Origin of the sequence: Blastopirellula sediminis (assembly GCF_020966755.1) — a bacterium.
GTDB classification, from domain to species: domain Bacteria; phylum Planctomycetota; class Planctomycetia; order Pirellulales; family Pirellulaceae; genus Blastopirellula; species Blastopirellula sediminis.
In genome coordinates this window covers 297,195-317,838 of sequence record NZ_JAJKFT010000004.1, presented here as the reverse complement: position 1 = coordinate 317,838, position 20,644 = coordinate 297,195, and the positions used below count along the sequence as shown (strand labels likewise).

Annotated in this window: 18 protein-coding genes; 9 read left to right on the top strand and 9 right to left on the bottom strand. The window is 59.2% G+C overall.

Going from position 1 to position 20,644, the window contains the following annotated elements; genetic code table 11:
* Positions 1-10: 10 nt before the first annotated feature.
* Entirely contained in the window at positions 11-598 is a 588-nt protein-coding gene (locus LOC68_RS05045) for a YdeI/OmpD-associated family protein (protein WP_230216397.1), read from the top strand.
* 28 nt (positions 599-626) lie between these two features.
* Here the strand turns inward: LOC68_RS05045 and LOC68_RS05040 are convergent, their stop codons facing one another.
* The 4 genes from LOC68_RS05040 to LOC68_RS05025 all read right to left on the bottom strand — a co-directional run bounded on the left by LOC68_RS05040 (position 627) and on the right by LOC68_RS05025 (position 3,847).
* On the bottom strand, positions 627-1,031 hold the full coding sequence (locus tag LOC68_RS05040; RefSeq protein WP_230216395.1) for a hypothetical protein: 405 nt from the start codon (positions 1,029-1,031) through the stop codon (positions 627-629).
* A 96-nt stretch (positions 1,032-1,127) separates the two neighbouring features.
* Positions 1,128-1,526 (bottom strand): hypothetical protein, encoded by a 399-nt coding sequence (locus LOC68_RS05035; protein ID WP_230216393.1) that lies wholly within the window; start codon positions 1,524-1,526, stop codon positions 1,128-1,130.
* On the bottom strand, positions 1,517-3,247 hold the full coding sequence (locus LOC68_RS05030; protein WP_230216391.1) for a DUF1598 domain-containing protein: 1,731 nt from the start codon (positions 3,245-3,247) through the stop codon (positions 1,517-1,519). The genes LOC68_RS05035 and LOC68_RS05030 overlap by 10 nt, the downstream gene beginning before the upstream one ends.
* Positions 3,248-3,403: 156 nt before the next feature.
* Positions 3,404-3,847: a hypothetical protein gene (locus LOC68_RS05025; RefSeq protein ID WP_230216389.1), complete on the bottom strand. Its 444-nt coding sequence runs from the start codon at positions 3,845-3,847 to the stop codon at positions 3,404-3,406.
* A 495-nt stretch (positions 3,848-4,342) separates the two neighbouring features.
* On the opposite strand from LOC68_RS05025, the gene LOC68_RS05020 reads away from it, so the two are divergent.
* On the top strand, positions 4,343-4,672 hold the full coding sequence (locus LOC68_RS05020) for an Hpt domain-containing protein (RefSeq protein WP_230216387.1): 330 nt from the start codon (positions 4,343-4,345) through the stop codon (positions 4,670-4,672).
* Between the two features lie 23 nt (positions 4,673-4,695).
* On the opposite strand, the gene LOC68_RS05015 is transcribed toward LOC68_RS05020, so the two are convergent.
* Positions 4,696-7,074: a peroxiredoxin family protein gene (locus LOC68_RS05015; RefSeq protein ID WP_230216385.1), complete on the bottom strand. Its 2,379-nt coding sequence runs from the start codon at positions 7,072-7,074 to the stop codon at positions 4,696-4,698.
* A 155-nt stretch (positions 7,075-7,229) separates the two neighbouring features.
* Between LOC68_RS05015 and LOC68_RS05010 the strand changes: the two genes are divergently transcribed.
* A complete protein-coding gene (locus LOC68_RS05010) occupies positions 7,230-8,486 on the top strand; it encodes a lactate racemase domain-containing protein (protein WP_230216383.1) in 1,257 nt (418 codons plus the stop codon).
* The gene (ygfZ, locus tag LOC68_RS05005; protein WP_230216381.1) at positions 8,483-9,415 is read left to right on the top strand and encodes a CAF17-like 4Fe-4S cluster assembly/insertion protein YgfZ; all 933 of its coding nucleotides are present in this window, start codon (positions 8,483-8,485) and stop codon (positions 9,413-9,415) included. Before LOC68_RS05010 ends, ygfZ begins: the two co-directional genes overlap by 4 nt.
* An 8-nt stretch (positions 9,416-9,423) precedes the next feature.
* Here ygfZ and LOC68_RS05000 read toward each other — a convergent pair whose 3' ends face one another.
* Together LOC68_RS05000 and LOC68_RS04995 are read right to left on the bottom strand one after the other, a co-directional pair.
* Positions 9,424-9,921, bottom strand: coding sequence for a hypothetical protein (locus tag LOC68_RS05000; RefSeq protein ID WP_230216379.1), 498 nt, complete (start codon positions 9,919-9,921; stop codon positions 9,424-9,426).
* 40 nt (positions 9,922-9,961) lie between these two features.
* Positions 9,962-11,620: an HD-GYP domain-containing protein gene (locus LOC68_RS04995; RefSeq protein WP_230218456.1), complete on the bottom strand. Its 1,659-nt coding sequence runs from the start codon at positions 11,618-11,620 to the stop codon at positions 9,962-9,964.
* 388 nt (positions 11,621-12,008) lie between these two features.
* Here LOC68_RS04995 and LOC68_RS04990 point away from each other — a divergent pair, with 388 nt between their 5' ends.
* The 3 genes from LOC68_RS04990 to LOC68_RS04980 all read left to right on the top strand — a co-directional run bounded on the left by LOC68_RS04990 (position 12,009) and on the right by LOC68_RS04980 (position 15,746).
* On the top strand, positions 12,009-12,509 hold the full coding sequence (locus tag LOC68_RS04990) for a DinB family protein (RefSeq protein ID WP_230216377.1): 501 nt from the start codon (positions 12,009-12,011) through the stop codon (positions 12,507-12,509).
* Between the two features lie 35 nt (positions 12,510-12,544).
* The gene (locus LOC68_RS04985) at positions 12,545-13,555 is read left to right on the top strand and encodes an SDR family oxidoreductase (protein ID WP_230216375.1); all 1,011 of its coding nucleotides are present in this window, start codon (positions 12,545-12,547) and stop codon (positions 13,553-13,555) included.
* A gap of 280 nt (positions 13,556-13,835) precedes the next feature.
* On the top strand, positions 13,836-15,746 hold the full coding sequence (locus tag LOC68_RS04980) for a hypothetical protein (protein WP_230216374.1): 1,911 nt from the start codon (positions 13,836-13,838) through the stop codon (positions 15,744-15,746).
* Here LOC68_RS04980 and LOC68_RS04975 read toward each other — a convergent pair.
* Both LOC68_RS04975 and LOC68_RS04970 read right to left on the bottom strand, forming a co-directional pair.
* The gene (locus LOC68_RS04975) at positions 15,743-16,705 is read right to left on the bottom strand and encodes a glycosyl hydrolase family 18 protein (protein ID WP_230216372.1); all 963 of its coding nucleotides are present in this window, start codon (positions 16,703-16,705) and stop codon (positions 15,743-15,745) included. The genes LOC68_RS04980 and LOC68_RS04975 overlap by 4 nt on opposite strands.
* Before the next feature lie 242 nt (positions 16,706-16,947).
* Positions 16,948-18,309 carry an SPFH domain-containing protein gene (locus tag LOC68_RS04970; protein WP_230216370.1) on the bottom strand — a complete coding sequence of 454 codons (1,362 nt, stop codon included), beginning with the start codon at positions 18,307-18,309 and terminating at the stop codon, positions 16,948-16,950.
* Positions 18,310-18,492: 183 nt separating this feature from the next.
* Here LOC68_RS04970 and LOC68_RS04965 point away from each other — a divergent pair, with 183 nt between their 5' ends.
* The gene (locus LOC68_RS04965) at positions 18,493-19,863 is read left to right on the top strand and encodes a sigma-54-dependent transcriptional regulator (protein ID WP_230216368.1); all 1,371 of its coding nucleotides are present in this window, start codon (positions 18,493-18,495) and stop codon (positions 19,861-19,863) included.
* A gap of 115 nt (positions 19,864-19,978) precedes the next feature.
* Positions 19,979-20,527: a sigma-70 family RNA polymerase sigma factor gene (locus LOC68_RS04960; protein WP_230216366.1), complete on the top strand. Its 549-nt coding sequence runs from the start codon at positions 19,979-19,981 to the stop codon at positions 20,525-20,527.
* Positions 20,528-20,644 lie beyond the last annotated feature (117 nt).

The following is a 20,644-nucleotide window of genomic DNA, read 5'->3' as shown; positions in this document are numbered from 1 at the left end:
AGGCCCTGTAATGAGCGAACCCAACCCCAAAGTCGACGGCTATTATCGCAAATCGACGCAATGGCGCGCCGAGCTGGAAGAACTGCGCGCGATCATCCTCGGCTGCAAACTGACCGAGACGATGAAATGGGGCTGCCCCTGCTACACGCAGGACGATCGCAACATCGTCCTGCTGCACGAATTCAAAGAGTACTGCGCGATCCTCTTCTTCAAAGGCGCCCTGCTGAAAGATCCCAAACAGGTCCTGATTCAGCAAACCAAGAACACCCAATCGGCGCGGCAAATGCGTTTCACCAGCGCCAAAGAAATCGCCCCACTCAAATCGACGATCAAAGCGTTCGTCCGCGCAGCGATCGAAGTCGAAAAAGCGGGTCTGAAGGTCGATTTCAAAGAGACCGCTGAATTCGAGATGCCGGCAGAGTTTCAGTCAGCACTGAAGAAGAACGCCAAGCTGAAGAAGGCGTTTGCGTCGCTTACGCCGGGAAGACAACGGGCCTACTTGCTTCACTTCGCCGGCGCAAAGCAGGCGAAGACGCGCGAGTCGCGGATCGAGAAATGCACGCCGCAGATCTTGGCCGGGAAGGGATTGAACGACTAACGCGATCGTTCGTCGCATGAGATTGGACTCACGACATCGACACGTACTTGCCGTCGGAGGTTGGAGTCCAGATTCCGCCTGGATTTGCACTGACCTCAAAGAATCCAATCCGGTACTTGAAGGCGAGCTGATGCGTCACCTGAAAAGCGACATCGGCTTGGGACCAGGCGAATGCTCCGTAGATTATTGATCTTCCCAGCGAATAATCGGTTACCCGAGGATCATCGCAATCATCACTTGCCAAAGGCCCGTTCAGTGGCGGAAAGTCTTTGATCATCTCTTGGAACCAAGATCGCAATCTCGGCGAGGGAATCTCCGGATTGTTGTAGCCGTGCGATTCGTCCCAAGCCGTCTGCTGACGGTACCATTCCATGAACTCAGTACGAGTTTTCGGTGCGATGTCGGCGTCGAAGACTGCTAGGTCGTAACTCATGAGCGTCTATTTGGGGCTTTGGAATCAGCTCTGGAAAGGACATGTCGTGCGGCGAATCTTCGATCACTCGCCATAGTGCAGCGTCGATTGGCGACGCTAGCCCTCGACCTCTGCACGATAGGGATAAAGCGTCACTCGCAACGAAGCTCCAACCGCGGCGATTCGCGCCAGCAATTCGTGAGAAAGTCCCTGATTGAACGCCCACGGCTCTAGCCCGCAGTCATAGCCGATGTTGAACTCGCGGAGCGTGCATGACCTCCAAACCGACAAATGCGGCTCAGCGAGCTGTTCGATCACCGAGACCATGTGGGCGATATTCCCTTCCGGCTCGTGGTATTGATGATCCGTTTCCAGGGTCGAATACCATTGTCCGTCCACTCCTAACGTCACATGCAGCGGGCTGACGCCGCCAGACTCAAACGCGGCCGTCAGTTCCGTTAGATCGACCGCAGAGCAGAGGTCGAGATCGGTATTGAGGTAGTGAATTAATCCCACCACCAACCCGCCGGCGCCAAGTTCTTCGGCGTGACGCTTCCCTTCAGATCGGCGTCGAGCAGGCCGTATTCGTCCTGCTTAAAGTTCTCGTCTTTCATCATCTCCGACGCGTCGACGCGGACGCCGCCGCTGACGCCGGCGATGATATGCTTGTTGTCGATCACGCGGTGGTTCATGATCGTTTCGACTTCTTTGGCGACCAGCAAGCGTTCGGGCCGATAACGCCCTTCGGCGCCAAAGTAGGTTTGTCCCCAATCGCCGCGAGCGGCCAGGTTTTCTTTTTCGATCACCGCGGCTACCAGCGTCAGGTCGAAGACGTTTTGCAGTTCGGCATAGACCGGGTACTTCTTCGCCAGCTCTTCGTAATGCTTGGTGAAGTTGTGGGCGAACGCTTCGTTCAGCTCGGTGCTTTTGCCGGTGTGAACCCGCTCGCCGTCATTTTTCAGCAGTTCGTTCTCGCTCAGAACCTGGACGCCGGGGCCGCGAAGTTCGAAGATGTCGCGAGCGTCGGTCGTGGCGATCGCCGAATAGTTCAGCGCGAACCACCAGCGGAGGACGTCCATCGGCGGCGGCGCTTGGCCCGGTTCGACCTTGATCGACGACAGGTAGCTCGGCACACCGAGCGTCCCGTCTTCCAATCCCATACCGATCCGCTTCATGTGATAGTCGGCTTCGACCAGGATCCGCGCGACGTGCGTATCGGGATCGACGCCGTAGACTTCGATCTCTTGTTTGCCGAGAGTTTGACGCAAGTCGTCGAGCCATTTGTCGCGTTGCCGCGGGCTCAGGCTCTTTTCGCCGGACTTCTTCAAAAAGTCTTGCGTCGCGGCGAGTCGTTCTTGATAGGGAGTGATCGAGCAGCCGTAGCGTCCTTTTTCCCGCTCGGCGTTGCGCATCACCACCACCAGGTCGTCCAATCGTAGCGTGGGACGCTGCGTCTCGACGTTGACGATGCGACCTTCGGCGTTGGGGGTCCAACCGCCGGCCGGACCGGCGATCACCACGTCACCGGTCGCCGGGTAGACCATGACGTATTTCACCTTGTAGATCCCCGCGAGACGAATCATCTCGTCGTCGAGCGGTTCGCCGGCGGCCATTCGCAAATGGACTTCCCGTTCCAAGCGATTGAGCGACACCTTCCGCAGCGGCGAGCTGACCGAGACGCGGCGATTTCCAGAATCGCTGGAGGTCGACGTTCGCAACATCTCCAATCGGCCCGAGCGATCCTGCAACTGGGCTCGCTGCAGCGTTCCCTTCGAGTCGACGTACACGCCGCTCTCAAACGGCGCGATCGCGCCTGGTCCGCCGAGCTCCTCCCAAGATTCCGGCTGAATGGTCGTGGTGATCAGATCGATCAGTTGATCAAAGTCAGGTTCGACGCCGCCCCCCATGGCGCCGGGACGCGTGGTCAACGGCTTTTCCAATCCGATCAGGGTCTCGGTCCGGTATTGATCGCTGGAGATCGAGCGGGCGCTGGAGAGCGCCGCTTGCTTGGCGCCCCCGGCCGCTTGAGCGCGAGCCAAGCGGGCGAACATCTGATCTTGCTGCTCGGCAGTCTTCGCTTGCTTGGCGAGTTCGATCGCCGGGGGAAACTCGCCGGCCGCCAAAAGGGCGTCAAAATCGGCCATCGCCGGATCAGGACCTGCGGCGCGAGCGCCCGAAACGCAAACCAGCAGGGTCAGTAATACGGCCAAAGAGACCAGGCGAACAAGCCGCGACATGGCGTTTCTCTCTCAGTCCAAAGCGAACGAAAAGAAGAGGAAGGGAACCGGAAAAGTGGGGTTCGTGCGCATCCCAGCCGAGCGGGGGAGGAATGCGACGTCTCTTCATTGTCGATCGTTTGGCAGTCGCGTCAATCAATCCGCCAGAATTCGGGGTCAAGAAATAAAGAACCGCTTACCAAAGGGCAAGCGGTTCTTTCGTTTTAACGGACGGGTCTGCTGGATGGCAATTAGCCGCAGCAGGTCGGTTCCGGAGCGCAGCAGGTCGGTTCGCAGCAGCTCGGGGCGCAGCACTTGTGGAACAAGCGCTTCAGGAAGCAAGGCTTCTTGCAGCACGGTTCGCAGCACGACGGTTCCGGAGCGCAGCAGCTCGGTTCGGGAGCGCAGCAGGTCGGTTCCGGGGCACAGCAGGTCGGTTCCGGAGCGCAGCAGGTGGGTTCGCAGCAGCTCGATTCGCAGCAGCTCGACTTGCAGCAGCAAGCCAGTTTCGCCTTCAGGCGAGCGAACAGACCGGGACGGCAGCACGAACCACAAGGATCGCAGCAGCTCGGTTCCGGGGCACAACAGGTCGGTTCCGGCGCGCAGCAGGTCGGCTCGCATCCGCAACCGTGGTGGCCAAACAGGCCAGCTTCGGCGTTGGCAGCAACGACAGCAAAGATCGAAGCAACAACCAAAAACGCCGGGAGAACAAGACGGCTCTTCATCTGTGAGAACTCCAAATGTCTCGACAATAAAACTTAAAACGGCTCTTGCGGCGCCAGCGTCTCAATAGCATACAAACTACGAGATTCGCCGACTTGCATAGATTACCTACTCGTCTGATGACGAACGCTATCACACGCTATCGTCATCCCAAGGCTCCTAGATTAACTAGCCGTAACTAATTTCCTACTCCGAAAGCGTTTCCCGGTCCGGACGTACCGGACGTCACGGTTATTCCTCCCGGAACCCCTCATCGGCGCCCCTTATCACCCTCGGCTTCCCGTGACTTCCCCCGCTTCTCCGCTTCCTGCCGCATTCGCGCAGAATTGCGACCTACCTTTTCGCAACACCCAGAGACGTTGCCGCCTAGCGTAAAGAGTCCAGGAGCGCATCATGCCGATTCAATCACTCTCCGAGCCCCTCTATTCCGATTTGGGGAATGATCCCGATTTGGCCGAAATCGTCGAAATGTTCGTCGACGAAATGCCCGACCGCATCGAATCGATGCTCGGTTGCGTCGATCGTAGCGATTGGGAGGGGCTTGGCCGCATCGCCCACCAGCTGAAGGGCGCCGCTGGCAGCTACGGATTTGGACAGATCACTCCGTATGCCGCCCAGCTCGAGCATGACTGCCGCCATGACGCGAGCGAAGAAGAGATGATTAATTCGTTTCGCGAACTGGCCGGCGTCTGCCGCCGCATTCGCAGCGGCGCGCCGCAGTAACTGTCGCGCACTTCTCACGTCGGCTATTTGGCCGGCGAGAAACGTAACCGCACCACACGTCCCGGTAGCGTCGTAATTAGATTACCGCTGCCGACGCTCGCCAGGCCGGCTGGCATTTCTCCAAAAGCCATCCGATCGGTCGCCGCGCCATTGGCCTGCATCAGGTGCAGCGTTCCATCCGGGCCAAGACCGCACCAGCCCCGCTCTGCACCGATCGAGATCGCCATCATCAGCGGAGAGACCTTCGGCAACTCGGCGGCCGGCAACGGATAGCTCCAGACCTGGGCGCCATCTTTCGCCAGCGCGTCAAACTCCAGCATTTCGATCTCGGCCAGCGCCAAAGCCAACAGTTCGCTCGAGACCGGATCGTAGGCGAGCGACAGTAGCGAACGTTGCGGCAGTCCGATCTCGCGTCGCACTTTCCCTTGGCGATCGATCACCAGCGCCTTGTTGGAAGCGTCCATTACGGCGATTTCGCCGCTCCCTACCGGCGCCAAGTCGCGCAGCTGCAACATCTCGCGGAAGCTCCAGAAGCGCTTGCCGCTTTCGTCGATGCCATGAGCGCCGATCTCTCCCTGGAAGGCGACAACCAGCGTCGTCTGATCGAAGCCGCTGAGCAACTGCGCATCGGCGATGCCGGAATGAACGGCGTCGCTTGACGGATAGCGAAACAGCGGCTCCAGCTTCTCATCCAATAGCCAAAGTCGTTGACCATCGGGTTGAAACAGCGCGATGCGCAATCCCTTGTCGCTGGACGCCACACGCAGGCGACTCACGACAACGTCTTCTCCCAGATTCAGGACATGCCGCGAGACGAGCTTGCCGTCGACGTCCAGCTCGCAGATCGCTTTGCCGCCGTCGAGCACAAAGATCCGTTCTCCTTCGTCCCCTCGCAAGACGGCGACCGCGCCAGGGTTTTCGACGTCACTGGTCGACCAGACGGTCTCGGAAGTAAAACGTTCGAGTTCGCGAGCCGCGGCGACGGCGACTTCCGGCAGCGGCAAGTCGCGATACGGATTCTTTCCGGCCATCGACGCGGTCAGCGCCGCTTGATACAGCTTTTGTTCGGCTCTCATGGCGGCCAGCATCGTCTCGGCGACGTTTTCTCCGCCCGACAGACGCTTCGAGATGTCCCACATCCGCTCCGCCAGGTCGGGAGAAGCGCCTGCTTCGTAAAACTGCACGCGTCCTTTGCCGTCGAGCATCACCACGGTCGGTGCGCCCGGGACCCGGAACTGCTTTTGACCGACCGCTTCCGAATCGCGATAGATCGGGAAGTTGGCGCCCCATTGTTCGAGACGCTGCTGCACTTGCTCGCCGGACGTTTCCCGCGGGTCGACCGAAACCAGTTTCACGCTGACGCCGGTCGACGGATCGGCGGCGAAGCGGGTCAATTGGTCGGTCATCAAGCGACTCGACGGATGATCGTTGATCCAGGCCAAGATGGTCGGCGTCGCCAACAATTCGGACGACGCGATTTTGTCGCCGGAAAGTTTTTCGAGCGTAAACGCTTCCGGCGTTTCTCCCAACAGCTGGCTCGCCGTCGCTTGCGAAGGACGGACGAAGTAGGCGACCTGTTTGTCGCCGCCGCGAATGTTGTATAGGAATTCGTTTTCGTGAATCGGGTCGTTGATCGACGCGTCGGCAAAGTCGGCGACCAGCGAGATCTTCGCGTTCGGATCACTTTCCTTCAGCGCTGAGAGCATCGGTTCCTGCGGATACTCGATCCGTCGCAGCAGGAAGTTCTCCGCATCGACATACATCGTGAGGGGACCATTCGGCGTCTGACAAATCAAGCGATGACAACGACGACCATTGATCTCGTCGTCGAGCCCCAACACGTAGCTGTCCGCTTGTTCCGAGAAGTCGGGCATTTCTTTCGCGAGCAACATCTCCAGCGTCGGCGGCAGTCCGACGATTCCGCCGAGCAAAATTTCCGACAAGATCGGATCGCTCTGCTGCGGATCGAGATAGAGGACTTCGGCGGTGATCTGCTCCGGCGCGGGACGGACGAGCGCCTGGTGATCCATTTCTTCCGTCGCTTCGTCAAAGATCTTCGCGATCAGCCGCTTGCCGTCGCAGGCGATCGTCACTTGATAGGCGTCGACCCGCAACTGGTTCGGCCGCTTCAATTTGACTGAGAAGGGAACGTCGTCGAAGGTCGTCTCTCCGGCCAGCGTACGACTCAGCCGAAGCGTACCGCGATCGAAGTAGCTGTCGGCCTGGGCGTAGGCGGCGGCCATACCCTGGAGGAGTTCCAGCGGCGACTTGGCGGGCGGAGCATCCTTTTCCGCCGCGGCGCCAGGGGCGCTGGCAGCCGAATTTTCAGCCGTATTGCTCGATTTTTCGCACCCAATCGTCAGGAGGGCCCCCAAGGCCAACAGAACGATCCAAACTCGCATGACGACTTCCCTTCCGACAAACGAAGACTCTCGCTGAAAGGGCCTATTATCATCGATTTCGCGTCTCGGCGTAAACCTCGACTCGTTGACCCCCAGCGACAATCCCTTCTAAGATTGCAGGGATCGACTCGCTGTTCCAACCTCCGCAGATGCCCATGCAAATCTCATTGTCGTTCGGCGAAAGCCAAAAATTCGAGCTCCAGCTGAAAGACGAGAAGATCGTCGCCATTTGTGATGGGGCCGGACCGACCCTTTCTTCGGTGCGGAGCGAAGTCGAAACGGCGCTCACCAATCCCCCGCAGTTTCCCGGTCTTGCCGAAGCTACGGTCCCAGGCGACCTGATCGCATTCGCGATCGGACGTCATATTCCCAACGTCGCGGATATCATCGCGGCCATCCTCGACGTAACCGCTCGTGCGGAGATGGCGGATCGCCGCACGGCGATCGTATTGCCGCATGACGCGGCCGATCATCTGCAAGCCGCCGTCACCGCGATGATCGGTGAGCGCACCGACGTCACGCTCGAGCGACATGATCCCGATGATCGCAACAAGCTCGCGTTCATCGGCGCGTCCAAAGAAAACCGCCCGATCATGGTCAACCGGATCTTGAGCGACGCCGACATGGTAATTCCGGTCGGATTGGCGCGGCTTGATTCTTCACTCGACTACTTCGGTCCGTACGAAGCGGTCTTTCCGACCTTCACCGATCGCGAAACGATGCAGCGTCTGTCGGCTCCCACGTTCGTCGAACAACCGGTGCTACGCAAACGTCGCGCCGGCGAAGCGACCGAAGCGGGGCATCTGCTCGGCGTGCTGTTTGGGATCGTGGTCGAAGCGAATGGGCCGGAAAGCATCAGCGCAATTCGCGCCGGCGCGATCGATCTGATTTCGGCGCAAATCCAAGACGAGCTCGCCAAGACATGGCGCTATCAACCGGCCAAGCGTGCAGCCCTGACGATCGTCGCAATCAGCGGCGGACAAGAGCAACAAACGTGGGCGAACTTCGCCCGTTCGCTCGCGGTCGCATCGAATGCAGCCGATGACAACGGCGCGATTCTGGTCTGTAGCGAACTGACGACGTTTCCTTCGCCGACCATGATGCAACTGGCCGAGCATGACGACCTTGATGAACAACGTCGTCGCATTCGTCGCGAACGAACTGCCGACGCCGCCGCAGCACTGCAACTGGCGACCACCCTCGACAGAAATAAGGTGTATTTGATTAGCAATTTGCCCGAGGGAATTGTTGACGAATTGAACATGTCGCCGGTCGCCAATCTGGAAGAAGCTCGCAAGGTGTGCGAATATTATGAGTCGTGCACCTTCATCGCGCACGGGCAACTCGCCGAAGTCGCGGTCGAAGGAGAAGAAATCTCCAGCGATATTGATTGGGATCAGTACGCGTTATGAGTTCGACCGAATCTCGCTGCGACCTGTTGTGCTTCGATCTCTCCGACCGCACTCGGCTGCAATTGACCGGCGCCGATCGGGTAAAATTTTTGCACAACCTGTCGACCAACGACATCAAGAAGCTGCCGCCGCAGCAAGGTTGCGAAATCTTCGTCCCGACGCTGCAGGGAAAAATCCTCGGGCACTTTTTCGCGCTGCCGATTGGCGATTCGATCTTGTTGTCGGGAGTTCCTGGCCAAGCGGAAACGCTGCTGCCCCACTTTCAAAAATACGCGGTCATCGAAGACGTCGAGCTTGTCGATCGGACCGACGCGACCAGCGAACTGCTAGTGATCGGTCAGCAGGCCGAAAGCTGGCTCGCCGAGAACCTCTCGATCACGCCGCCGCAGGGAAACCTGCAATTCGTCGCGCAAGACGACATGCTCGTCTACCGCACGAACTTTGTCGCCGAGCCCGCGTGGAGCGTCATCTTTTTGAGCGACTCGCCGCTGAAAGAAAAGTTCGACGCGATCGAGCGCACCGCCGTCACCGACGCAGCGCTAGACGCGCTGCGGATCGAAGCCGGCTTTCCCTACTACGGTCGAGATCTGACGGTCGACAACCTTTGCCAAGAGGCGGCTCGCGACGCGTCGGCGATCAGCTTCACCAAAGGGTGCTATTTAGGCCAGGAAACGATCGCTCGTATCGATGCGCTGGGCCACGTGAATCGTCGACTGCTAGGCGTGCAGTTCCCGTCGCAGCCCGATGCGGACGCCGTTTATGAAATCGACGGCAAACCAGTGCTGACGGTGACGTCGACCGCCTACTCGCCGGCGCTCGACCGCTGGATCGGGCTGGCGATGGTTCGCCGTGGATTCGACAAGCCGGGCGAAACGCTGGAGACGTCAAGCGGCCCGGTCGACGTCGTCGCTCTCCCCTACTCCGCTTAGCGATTCGTTTACGCCTTCGGCGCGACGACGTTCGGCGCCGGAGCGATGTCGATATTCATTTGCTTCTGTCGCCACCATTCAAGGAACTCGCCGGCGACATTGGCGTCGTCTGGGATCACCTCATTGCAGGTCGTCTCTTGCTCTTCGATCGACTCGGCCAGCTCGTTGAGTCGCCATTCCATTTTGACGATCACTTCAGCCTGATCGACGTCGCTGAGCGAGGTGGAGACGAGCGTCGTCTTCTTGCCGTCCCGTTGGCGTCGCATGCAGACCAAACGGCCGCCGTCCGCCTTAAAGAGTTCGCCGTCGATATAGCCTCGACGGAATTGGCCGGCGTCATTGAACTGATAGACCGGATCTTGGCCAAAGAAGATGCTGAGAGCGCCGTTTTGACGATAGCCGATCGTCACCACTTCGACCTCTTGCGGCGCAGCGTACTCCCCGCGGCGGACCAGGGCGGTCGCCTCTTGCATCAGATCTTCGCGGTCTTCTTCGCTTTGAGCCATACCCTAATTATAGAGGTTCCGGCTCACCAATCGAACGGGTTTACTTCAACCAGTCCCGCACATCGAAGCGAATCTCGGCACGCTCTTCGCTCAGGATATCGCGAAGTTCGTCACGAGCGGCGAAAAAGGCGTTGATCACCGCTGGATCCCATTGCTGACCTGCGCCTTCGCGGAAGATCGCGTCCACTTTTTCTTCCGGCATCCCCTTACGGTAGGGACGATCGCTCGACATCGCGTCGTAGGCGTCGGCGACCGCCGTAATGCGGGCCAAAAGCGGCGTGTCGGTTCCCTTCAGTCGGTGCGGGTAACCTTTGCCGTCCCATTGTTCGTGATGGTGCAGCACGACCGGCAGCACTTTTTCGATCTGCTTCAAACCCTTGAGGATGTTGTAGCCCAACTCGGGGTGAAGCTTAATGTGCTCATATTCCGCATCGGTAAGACGTCCCGGCTTACGCAGGACGCTGTCGTCGATGCCGATCTTGCCGACGTCGTGCAACAACCCCGCCATGTAAAGCAGGTTGAGCGAGTCGGTGTCTTGGCCCATCTGGCGAGCCAGGCAGACCGACAACCGGGCGACGCGATCGCTGTGACCGCAAGTGTAAGGATCTTTCGCGTCGATCGCCGAGGTGAGCGCCTGCACGACGCTGGTGACGAACTCGGACTGTTGTCGATAGAGCTCGATATTTCCGCTATGGATTCCGAGGATCGCGCCCACGCTGCTCAAGAGGCTCGCTTCAACAGTGCCGAAGCCTTTGTTTTCGCAGTGGTTGAAAGCCATGATCCAGCCGAAGATGTTATCTCCTTCGGCCAGCGGCACGACGATCAACTGGCGAACTTTCGGGAACGGCCATTCTTCGCGAGCCGTGATCCGCTGGTTCGCCACAAACGGCGCCCCTTTTTCACCCAGGTTCAAATGCGAGACCAGGCGAGAAAGTTGTTCCGCTTCGAGCGGGCAAATGCCGACGCTCAGCGTCTTCGTTTCGGTTCGGCCTTTGGTCGAGACGTTTTCGCCGCGGGTCGGCAAAAATTGAATCGCCAGACCTTCGCACGGCAAAACTTCGAGCAACCAGTTCAGCGCCAGATCGCCCAGTTGTTCGTCGCTGCTGGAGATCCGCAAGTTTTGCGTCAGGCCGTAGAGCAGACTGATTTCTTCGTAAGTCGACGACAAGCTGTCCGAAATCTTGTCGATCTCATTCGACAAGCGACGCGCTTCGTCATCAACGCTCAACTTGGACAACTGCAAGCGGGCCATTCGCTCCAGGCTCTGCGTCGTCCAGCGGTTTTGTTCTCTTCCCCAGTGTGCGGCGCGTTCGGCGGTCGTCCCCAGAATTCGGGCCAGACCCTCTACATCGTCAAAGCAGTCGTACGAATCGCCGGTGACAAACGGGCTGGTCGCGACCACCGTTCCGCTGTCCATCGCCAGCGGCATCGCCAAAATGCACGCGCCTGCTTGTTCCGCGACGATCTCCGGCTTCTTCTTGGCGGCGACCGTACGGATGATCGGCGAGAGATAGTTCTCGTCGCCGGGGGGCTGCATTTCAGCGGCGCGCATCATCTCCCCGGTTTCGCCATCCCAATACGTAAAGTCGACGCCAAACCAGTTTTGCAGCTCTCGGTTGACCAACTCGAGGCGATGCAGATTGGCGTGTCGTTCTAGCGTTTTCGTCGGCAGGGCAGGAGCGCCTGGCAGGGTGGACATAGTCAAACCCGTTACTCGGACTGTACTTACGGAGTAATTCCCATACGCGAGAGGAATTTTCCTCGTGAAACATAGGTCGTTCCGGTCGTTGCGGCAATTTTTGATTCCTAATTCCTAGCCAAATAAGTAGAATCCGCCATTTTCGACTTCTTGGCGCTGGTCAAAATGCCGGGCAAGGCCTCCCTCAATCGTGCAGGAATCTACGCTACAATCGATTTCACCCTCACGTGGGCCGGCCAATTAGTCCACTGGCTGCAAATAGTCCAGTCACGAGGGGGTATTTCCAAGATTCCGGGCTACGGATGCCCGAATTTCCCCGAATGGAACCAAATCCAAGGGCGGTAGGCCAAAAATTTGTGTCTAGAATGCTTCGGCTGGGAGACGCGAGATGAATTCGCTGGAAGTTGCCCTTCATCAGATCCAGACCGTTCGCCGGTATAGCGCCAGCCTGATCGAGTCGATCGATCACGCCGATTGGTACCGGATGACCGACGAAGGAGTCTCGCACATCGCCTGGCAGGTCGGACATATTGCGATGGCGCAATATCGTCTGGTCTTAGTCCGGTTGCGCGGGCCGGAAGAGGAGGATGAAAAGCTAATTTCCTCCGATTTCATTCGAATCTTCGGCAAGGGATCTACCCCTGTTCCTCAGCCGGAGGTTTACCCTTGTCCGGACGACATCCTGTCGGTTTATCACCATGTTCATCGTCGGGTAATGGAAGAGCTGCCCCGATTTCCGCTTTCCCGCTTGTCAGAGCCTCCAGAAGAGCCTCATCCCCTATTCAACACGAAACTCGATAGTCTGCTCTGGAGCGCTCAGCACGAAATGCTGCACGCCGGACAGATCGGGCTCCTGCGAAGATTGCTGGGAGCGGAACCTCGCTGGTAATGATTCATAACACGCATTTAGAACAAGTAAGAAATTTGTCTGCCGACGCGATGCGCCGAGAGACTCCCCTGCCGCTGCTGATCACCGGCGTCGCAGGGGTTCCCGGCTACAATGCTCTTCCCTACTTCACTGCTAAGTATCCAGGCCAAGTCGTCGGAGTCCGCCAGGTCAACAACTGGCGCATGCTGGGCGAGAACATCGTCGCCTGCGATGTGGAAGACGTCGATGGACTGAAGCGACTCTTCGACCAGTACCAGTTTAAAGCGGTCCTGAACTGCGGCGGCAGTTGCGCCCTGAAGTCGTGCGAGATGGATCCGTCGATGGCCTGGCGGATCAATTTCGAGAGCGTCCGCAATCTGCTGCATGTGCTGGAAGGAAGCGACACGCGCCTGGTGCAGCTTTCGATCGATCTGGTCTACTCCGACAAGGACGGCGGCGGCTACTTTGAACATGAGCCGACCGATCCGGTCACGATCTACGGCAAGACGATGGCCGCCGCGGAGAATCTGATTCAGCTAGAGCGTCCCGAAACGGCGATCTTGCGCATCTCGCTACCGATGGGGATCAGCTTCAACGGCCATGCCGGCGCGATCGACTGGATTCAGTCGCGGTTTATGAAAGACAAGCCGGCGACCCTCTACTACGACGAGATTCGCACCCCCACCTACACCGACTGCTTGAATCGCGTCATCGACGACATGCTCGGTCGAACCACGTCCGGCATCTTCCACGCCGGCGGACCGCGGCGTCTCAGCCTGTATCAGATCGCTCAGATCATCAATCGCGTCGGCGACTATAACCCCAAAAACTTGATGGGGTGCATGCGGCTCGAAGCAGGCCCCATGCCGCCGCGAGCCGGCGACGTCACCATGGATTCGACCAAGCTGGCCGACGAACTCGGCTACGATCCGTTCGATCCCTGGCCGTATCACGACTGCTGGATGCCGACCCATCACGATTGGCATCACGAACGCCCGGCCGAAGAACTTCGGGGGCCGGAGCAGATCCTGGAGTTGCTCTACCGCAACCCACGTCTGCAATTCTAAGGGCAGTTCTCGATTGCCCCAAAAACCGGATTGTGATAGCAACTAGCTGCGCAAAGTTCCGTATAGATGTCGGTTAGCCCTGATAGCTCTGCTATCAGGGCCGACAAAGTCGGCAGGAAGCATCGATCCGTGGCCAGCAGCCGAGCGGCGGACATTCCACCGTTTGAGATCGCAATCCGCCTCTTTACTTTCGACCGTGACTCGATGCTTCCTGCGGCTGCGCCGCCCTGATAGCAAGAGCTATCAGGGCTAACCCCCTACACTTAATTTCCATCGTTTCATGGCTAAATCGATCCCCGCCCGAATCTCTCAGCGGCTGGCCGCTTGCGGCTGGATCGAACCGATTGCGCTCAACGCGGCCGAAGAGTTCCTCCACGAAACTCCAGCCGCCCTGCGCGAAATGGACATCGTCTGGATCGACGCCCTCCAGCAACTGGGGCTGATCACGCCGACGCAATCCGAATTCTTCTACGCCGGGCGCGAAGCGGAACTGACCTGCGGACAATACCTGATTTTCCGCAAGAGAATTTCGGTTGACGGCGTTACCTGGTACGAAGCGAGCAGCGAAGGCCAGCCAGGCTATCTGCTGGCTGTTTGCGATCAGCCGCTACAGGATCGGATCGTTACGCCGCTGGCCGGCTATCGGGGCCGCATCGTCGACTCGGGCCAGGTTGGAAACCGTCACTGGGTCGCTGCGATTCTTCCTTCCGGAAAAACGCTCGCCGAATTGCTGACTCGCTATGGTCGGATGCCGTCGAGCGCGGTGATCCCCCTGCTCCGCCAAATCGTCCATCAACTCCTTTCGCTCGAAACGGCCGGCCGCACGCATGGTCGCGTCGCTCCCGAGACGATCTTCCTGAGCGCCGACGGGGTCGCCAGCGCCCCGTTTCCCGGACTTCGTTGGCCCTCGGCCAACCCACTGCGCAAGACAACCGACCTCCAGCGGCTTTCGCAACTGATGCGGCAACTCCTCTGCGGAATTCCTCATGGGGCGCCGCCGCGAGTCCCGTTCGACTCGCTCACCGACGATCCGCTCTTGCGCGAACTTCACGCGCGGCAAGCCAAACCAGAAACGCGCCTGGCCGATTGGTTCGCCCTCCTGGGTCCCGCAAGCGAATCGGATGCGCGGCAGTTGCGTAACTACCTGGTCGATCCGCCGCTGGTACTGCCGAACCTGCACGTTCATCGTCGCCAGGAAGCGGCTCAGCGCCGCAAACGGAACGTGCTCGCCGCATCGGCCGCCGCTGCGCTGCTCGTTGGCTGCGGGTACTTCTGGCCCAGCGACGCTTCGAATGCGCCTGCTTCGTTAGACTCCCCCGCGCCCCTGACGCCGCTCGCCGCCAAGCCGCTCACACCGCAGGTCAGCGAACGACAACCGAGCGACATCCACTTGGCGTCGATCGAAGTTCCGACAGCGACTTCGCGGCGGATCGAACTCCCGGCGAAGCTGACCGCCGCCGAATTCCCCCAACAGATCGCAGCCGAGTCGACCATCGCCGCGCCCGATGGGGCACGCACAACAATCGAAATTGGCGCCGAGCCGCTTCGCCTTTCCGCCGAAAAGCTGACGCTGGAGCGAATCGACTTTGTCGCCACTTCGTCCACCGGCAGATTTGTGCTGCTCGAAGTCGCCGCCGCCAACATCACGCTCCGCGATTGCACCTTCCGAGCCTCCCAAGCGTCCGCAGCCGAGTCGATCGCCGTCGAGTGGCGGCCGACGTCCCGAACTTCCGCCGGGCTCCGGGCGTTGCCGGAAGCGAACCTTGCCAACTGCCGCTTCACCGACTTGCTGATCGGCGTCGACGTCTCAGCGTCGGGAGACGCGGCCCTGCAGCTTGCCGATTGCCGGTACGAAGGAGTCGGCGGGCTCATCCGCACCAAGGCAGCAGCCTCCCCGCTCCGCTTTCATTTGCAAGGATCAGGACTGACCACCGTCGGCGGTATGCTATGGCATCACTTCCAAGCTCGGCCCGATCTCCCCTTCACCGCCAACATGCGAATCAGCGACTCGCAGATTGCTCCTGGAGACAATGGCGCTGCGATCGCCGTGATCGGCGGCAAACAAGCTCCCTACGCGCCGCAAGTTCGCTTCGACTTGAAACAGCTGACGATCGCCGATGATGCGCCGCTGGCGACCTTCTTTGACGGCGAACAATTTCAGCCGCTCGCCGACGACGCGTTCTCACGCTAACTACGATCGGCCTGGATCGTATCGTCGATCGCTTTGAGCAGCGACTTCTCTCCTTTGGCGTCGTTGTTGAGCGACCAGATCATCACGCCGCGCAGCTCTTCGTCCAGCACGTACTGCGTCTTCTTCTGAATCGTCGGAATGCCGTTGTACCAGATCGTTTCGCCCACTTCGTCCTTCTTCTCGGCGCCAGGATGCTTGGCGACGATTCGTTCGTAAGTTTCAGCCGTGTGACTGAAATCCTTGCCAAACCCGCGTCCATAAAAAGGAACGCCGAGGACCAGCTTTTCGGCCGGCACGTTCCGTTTCGTCCGCCAGTATTCGATCTGTCGCTTGGCGTGGACCAGCGACGAATGTTGTCCCGGCGAGTCCGGCGCCCACGGACCGGTATAGTCGTACGCCATCACGTTGATGAAATCAAAGTTGCGCCAACATTCGTCCGGTACGCTCGCGCCGCCGTATCCTTGCGAGAGTGCAGCGGTCAGAAACTTACCGCGCGGCTTCAGCTGCGCCGCAAGTTCCGTAATGAACTTGCCATAGTCTTCATTGATCGCCGGCCCTTCCAGATCGACGTCGATGCCGTCCAGGTGATGTTCATCCACATAGTCGGCCAACCGTTGGCAGAACTCGGCTCGTTTCTCATCCGCGAGCAACTCGAAGTAACGAGCCTTCAGCGGTTCGTTCCCGGAAGCGGCGCCTCCGCCGATCGAAACCAAGACCTTCACTCCCCGCTGATGCGCCGCCGCAACCAACAGATCATTGTCACGGCGATATGACATCTCGCCGGTCGGGCTCGTCGGATTCTCGAATGCGATATTGATATGCGTCAACCGATCGTAATCGATCTCGCGCGAGAACGATTTCAAATCGATCCAATTCGGCACGTAAGCGACGACTAACGTTTGCGCGATCGACGTCTGCGCCACAAGACAGACGACCATCAACGAGAGGATGGTTTTCATGACGATAGCGTTTGGGGGTTGGAGAGTACCGCGTCTTTCGCCCCAGTTTACTCGACCGGCGGCGATTTTGCGAAAGCGACTCCGATCGCTCCCCTAGGTATCTTGAGAGTCGCCATTTTCGCACGACAGCTCAACTTTGCGTCGTCAGGCGCCACCAACGCAGGGAATCGCCCCCCCCACTTCAACAGATGCGGCCCGCACAATCGTTGTGCGGGCCGCTGGGTGATGATCATGTCAGACGTCTAGTTGCTTCGCGTCGCGACGCTGGAGCTTTGAGCCGGCAGTTCCAACATCATGTTGGGGGATTCGCCGCCGGCGCCCATTTGCAACAAGTAGGTCGGATACTCTCCGTTCCACTTTTCGATTCTCTCCTTCTCCACTTCCAACTGCTTGAGTTGCACGAACAACGGATCCGACTGAGCCTCGCGGGTCGCTTCGGCCAATTCGCGAATCGCGTCCGCTTCCCCTTGCGCCACGGTTCGCGCCGTGTTCGCTTGACCTTCGGCCGCGAGTTCGATCCGTTCGTTCTCCTTCTGCTGCGCGTCGAACAGCGCCATGTTGACCACCTTCTTTTGCTGCGCGACGAACGTTTCGTCGATCGCTTCCTGAATCTTCGGATTCTGATAGGTGAAGCCGCCGAACATGCCGATCGTGGTGACGGTAATCCCGCGTTCCTTGAAGAACTTAATCACGTCGGTTCGGACGTCGTCGACCATCTCCTGTTTGCGCGAACGTAGTTCGTCCAGGTCGTACCGCGCCGCCGTTTCCGCCGCGACCGCTTGAATGCGAGCGCGCACTTCCGAGTCCATCATGTCGGCCAGCGAACGGCTGCGGTACATGTACAGGAACCGGGCGGTATCCTCCTCTTCGATAAACGCGGTGCAGTTAAACCCGACCGAGAAGCCGACCGAATCTTTGCTTTCGATCCAGATCGCTTCGTTCGCGTTCCTGGTGCCGCTCGCGGAGTCGGCCGTCCACTCACGCGTGACCGGCGAACGATCAACCTTGATCAAACGGACCGTATCCATCCAATCGCCGGTGAAGTACATGCGACCGGTCTGCACCCAACGGTGAGGAACCTGCACGCGTTTCGTCGCGACCTTCCGCTGGTCCAAGTACGACTCCGACTCGAAAGTGACTTGCTCGTCGGTCGCCCCTTCCAGCGGAATCAAGAAGCCCGTCTCCGAAGTATCGATCTCCGCAAACTCCGGCGCGTCAAACGGACGGCAACCGGTCGACGTCGCCACGAGCAGCGCCGTGGCCGCAAAGGCCAACAAGCCCCGCTTCGACGCAGACGACATCTTGCGCTTCGCGCCGCACTCTTCGCAGCGACCGCTCACAAACAGCGGGCCGATCAACACTACGGCGGCGCACAAAACCATGCTCCCCAGCGCGACCGGAAAGATCGCATGCAGGGCGGTCGCCGTCTGCAACGTCTGCGACCAACCGGGCGAATCGAACTGGTGAATCGCCAGCGGACCGGCGACGGCAGGCCAGACGAAATTCTCGACCATCGTGTCGGCCGCGACGGCGCACCCGGCGATCCCCGCCACGATGAGTGCACGTCGCAGAATCATCTGATTCCCGCTCAATTCCTTGTTCATTGACAATCTCCAAAGGGTAGGGAGTGACGTTCCCCCTCTCATTTGCACAGACCATGCCGAATTTAGTGAAATTTCACAACCCACTACCTAATAAGGAGATACGACAAACATCCTCCCATTCAAACCTGAGACTTTTCACTAGATGTAGTGAAAAGTCTCACATCGGCCGGTACGATCAGAGTCATGCAGATCGCAAAAATCACCATCCTGGCCCCCGCTCACGACCCACTGGAGGACCTGCGCTCGTCGTTTTGCGATGCGGCGCCCGGTAGCAAAGTCCAGATTGTGCGGGACGACGACGATTTGCTCGGCGAACTTCGCAGCAAAGCGGACGATAGCCTCTTTGTGATTCATGGACGCCGCGCGAGCGTCGGCCTGGTTGGCGCGATGCGCGAGTTATCGACAACCGCGCTCATCGTGATCGCCGCCGATCAAGGAAGCGTCGAAACGGCCGCCTCCGCAATCGGCATGGGCGCCAACGACTTTTTGGTGCGCGGCCCACAGCTGACCGCCCGCGTGGCGACGTTGTTGGGCAAGATGGGCTACTTGCTTGAAGTGCTGCGCGAAGCCCGCACCCTAGACGCCCAGAATACCGAGCTCCAAAAGGACCTCCAATTTCGCTGCCAGATCATCGGCCAGTCGCCGCAAATCCAAGCGATCGTCGAGCGCGTGCAGATGGTCGCCCGCGTTCCTCGTCCGGTGCTGATCGTCGGTGAACGAGGAACCGGCAAAGAGGTGATCGCCCGCGCGATACACTTCGCCCAAGGAGATCATCTGCGGCCGATCGTTACCGTCAACTGCGCGGCGTTCTCGACGGAGTTGCTCGAAAGCGAACTGTTCGGTCACGAGCGCGGCGCGTTTACCGGCGCCGATCAAACGCGCGACGGCAAGTTCGGACTGGCGCATGGCGGCACGCTCGTCCTCGACGAGATCGGCCACATGTCGCTTCCGTTTCAGCGAAAGATTCTCCGCGTCGTCGAATACGGCACCTACAATCGCGTCGGCGGCCAGAAAGAACTGATCACGTCAGCGCGGATCATCGCGGCGACCAACGTCGATCTGCGGAAGCGAATCCAGGAAGGAGAATTCCTCAGCGACCTCTACGATCGCTTGGCCTTTGAAGTCATCGAAGTCCCGCCGCTGCGAGGTCGCGAAGGAGATATCGAAGTCCTCGCACAGCACTTCCTCGACCAGTTTGCTCGAGAAATCCCCCTCTTCGCCGGCAAGCGTCTCTCCCGCTCGGCGATCGACGTCTTGCGGCGTTACCAATTCCCGGGCAACGTCCGCGAACTGAAGAACATCATCGAACGAGCCGCCTATCGCGACACCACCGACGAGATCACGCCCGACGACATCGGCATGCTCGCCAACACGCAGATCGAAGTTCCCGGCGGCAGCTTCAAAGATCGCCTAGACAACTTCGGCCGCATGATGCTGGAAGACGCGCTGGCCCAATCGCGTAACAACCAGGCCGCCGCCGCACGGCAACTTGGTCTCAGTTACCATCAGTTCCGTTATTACTACGGCAAGTATCTCGGCGAAGAAGCGAACTAAAACTGCCACCGCACAGCTCTTGTTTTTCGTGCTGAAAGAAAGAGCTAGCTCACGATCGCAATCTCCGCTCTTTCCTTATGGCATCGGACCGCACTCGCTCGTATGCTGGTCCGATATGAACGACGTCACGCAGATTCTCTTCCAGATTGAGCACGGAGACCAATCGGCTGCAGATCAATTGCTGCCGCTGGTCTACGAAGAGCTCCGCAAGCTCGCCGCCGCCAAGCTTTCGCACGAGAACAATTGCCACACGCTGCAAGCGACGGCGCTCGTGCATGACGCCTACATTCGGCTGGTCGATGTCGAAAAGGCGCCCAAGTGGGATTCGCGCGGCCATTTCTTCGCCGCCGCCGCCGAAGCGATGCGCCGCATCCTGGTCGAATCGGCTCGTCGTAAAAAGCGAATCCGTCACGGTGGAGAGGTGCAGCGGGTCGATCTCGATCCGGACCTCACCTCCAACGATCGAGAAATCGACGTGCTGGCGCTCGATGAAGCGCTGACGCGGCTCGAGCAAACGGATGAGCGAAAAGCGTCCCTCGTCAAACTTCGTTACTTTGCCGGCCTCACCGTACAGGAGGCGGCCGATACCCTGGGAATCTCTCTGGCAACTGCAGAGCGGGACTGGACTTTCGCCCGCGTCTGGCTGCTCCGCGAACTCGGTTAGCCCCGCAGACTCCTCGGGCTGAAACAATTTGGAAAAAAGTTGGAAATCCCGTGAGGGGTTTTCCCGCCGAAGATCGCATTGCCCTGTGATACGACTTCGCCACTTGTCATCGAGTAC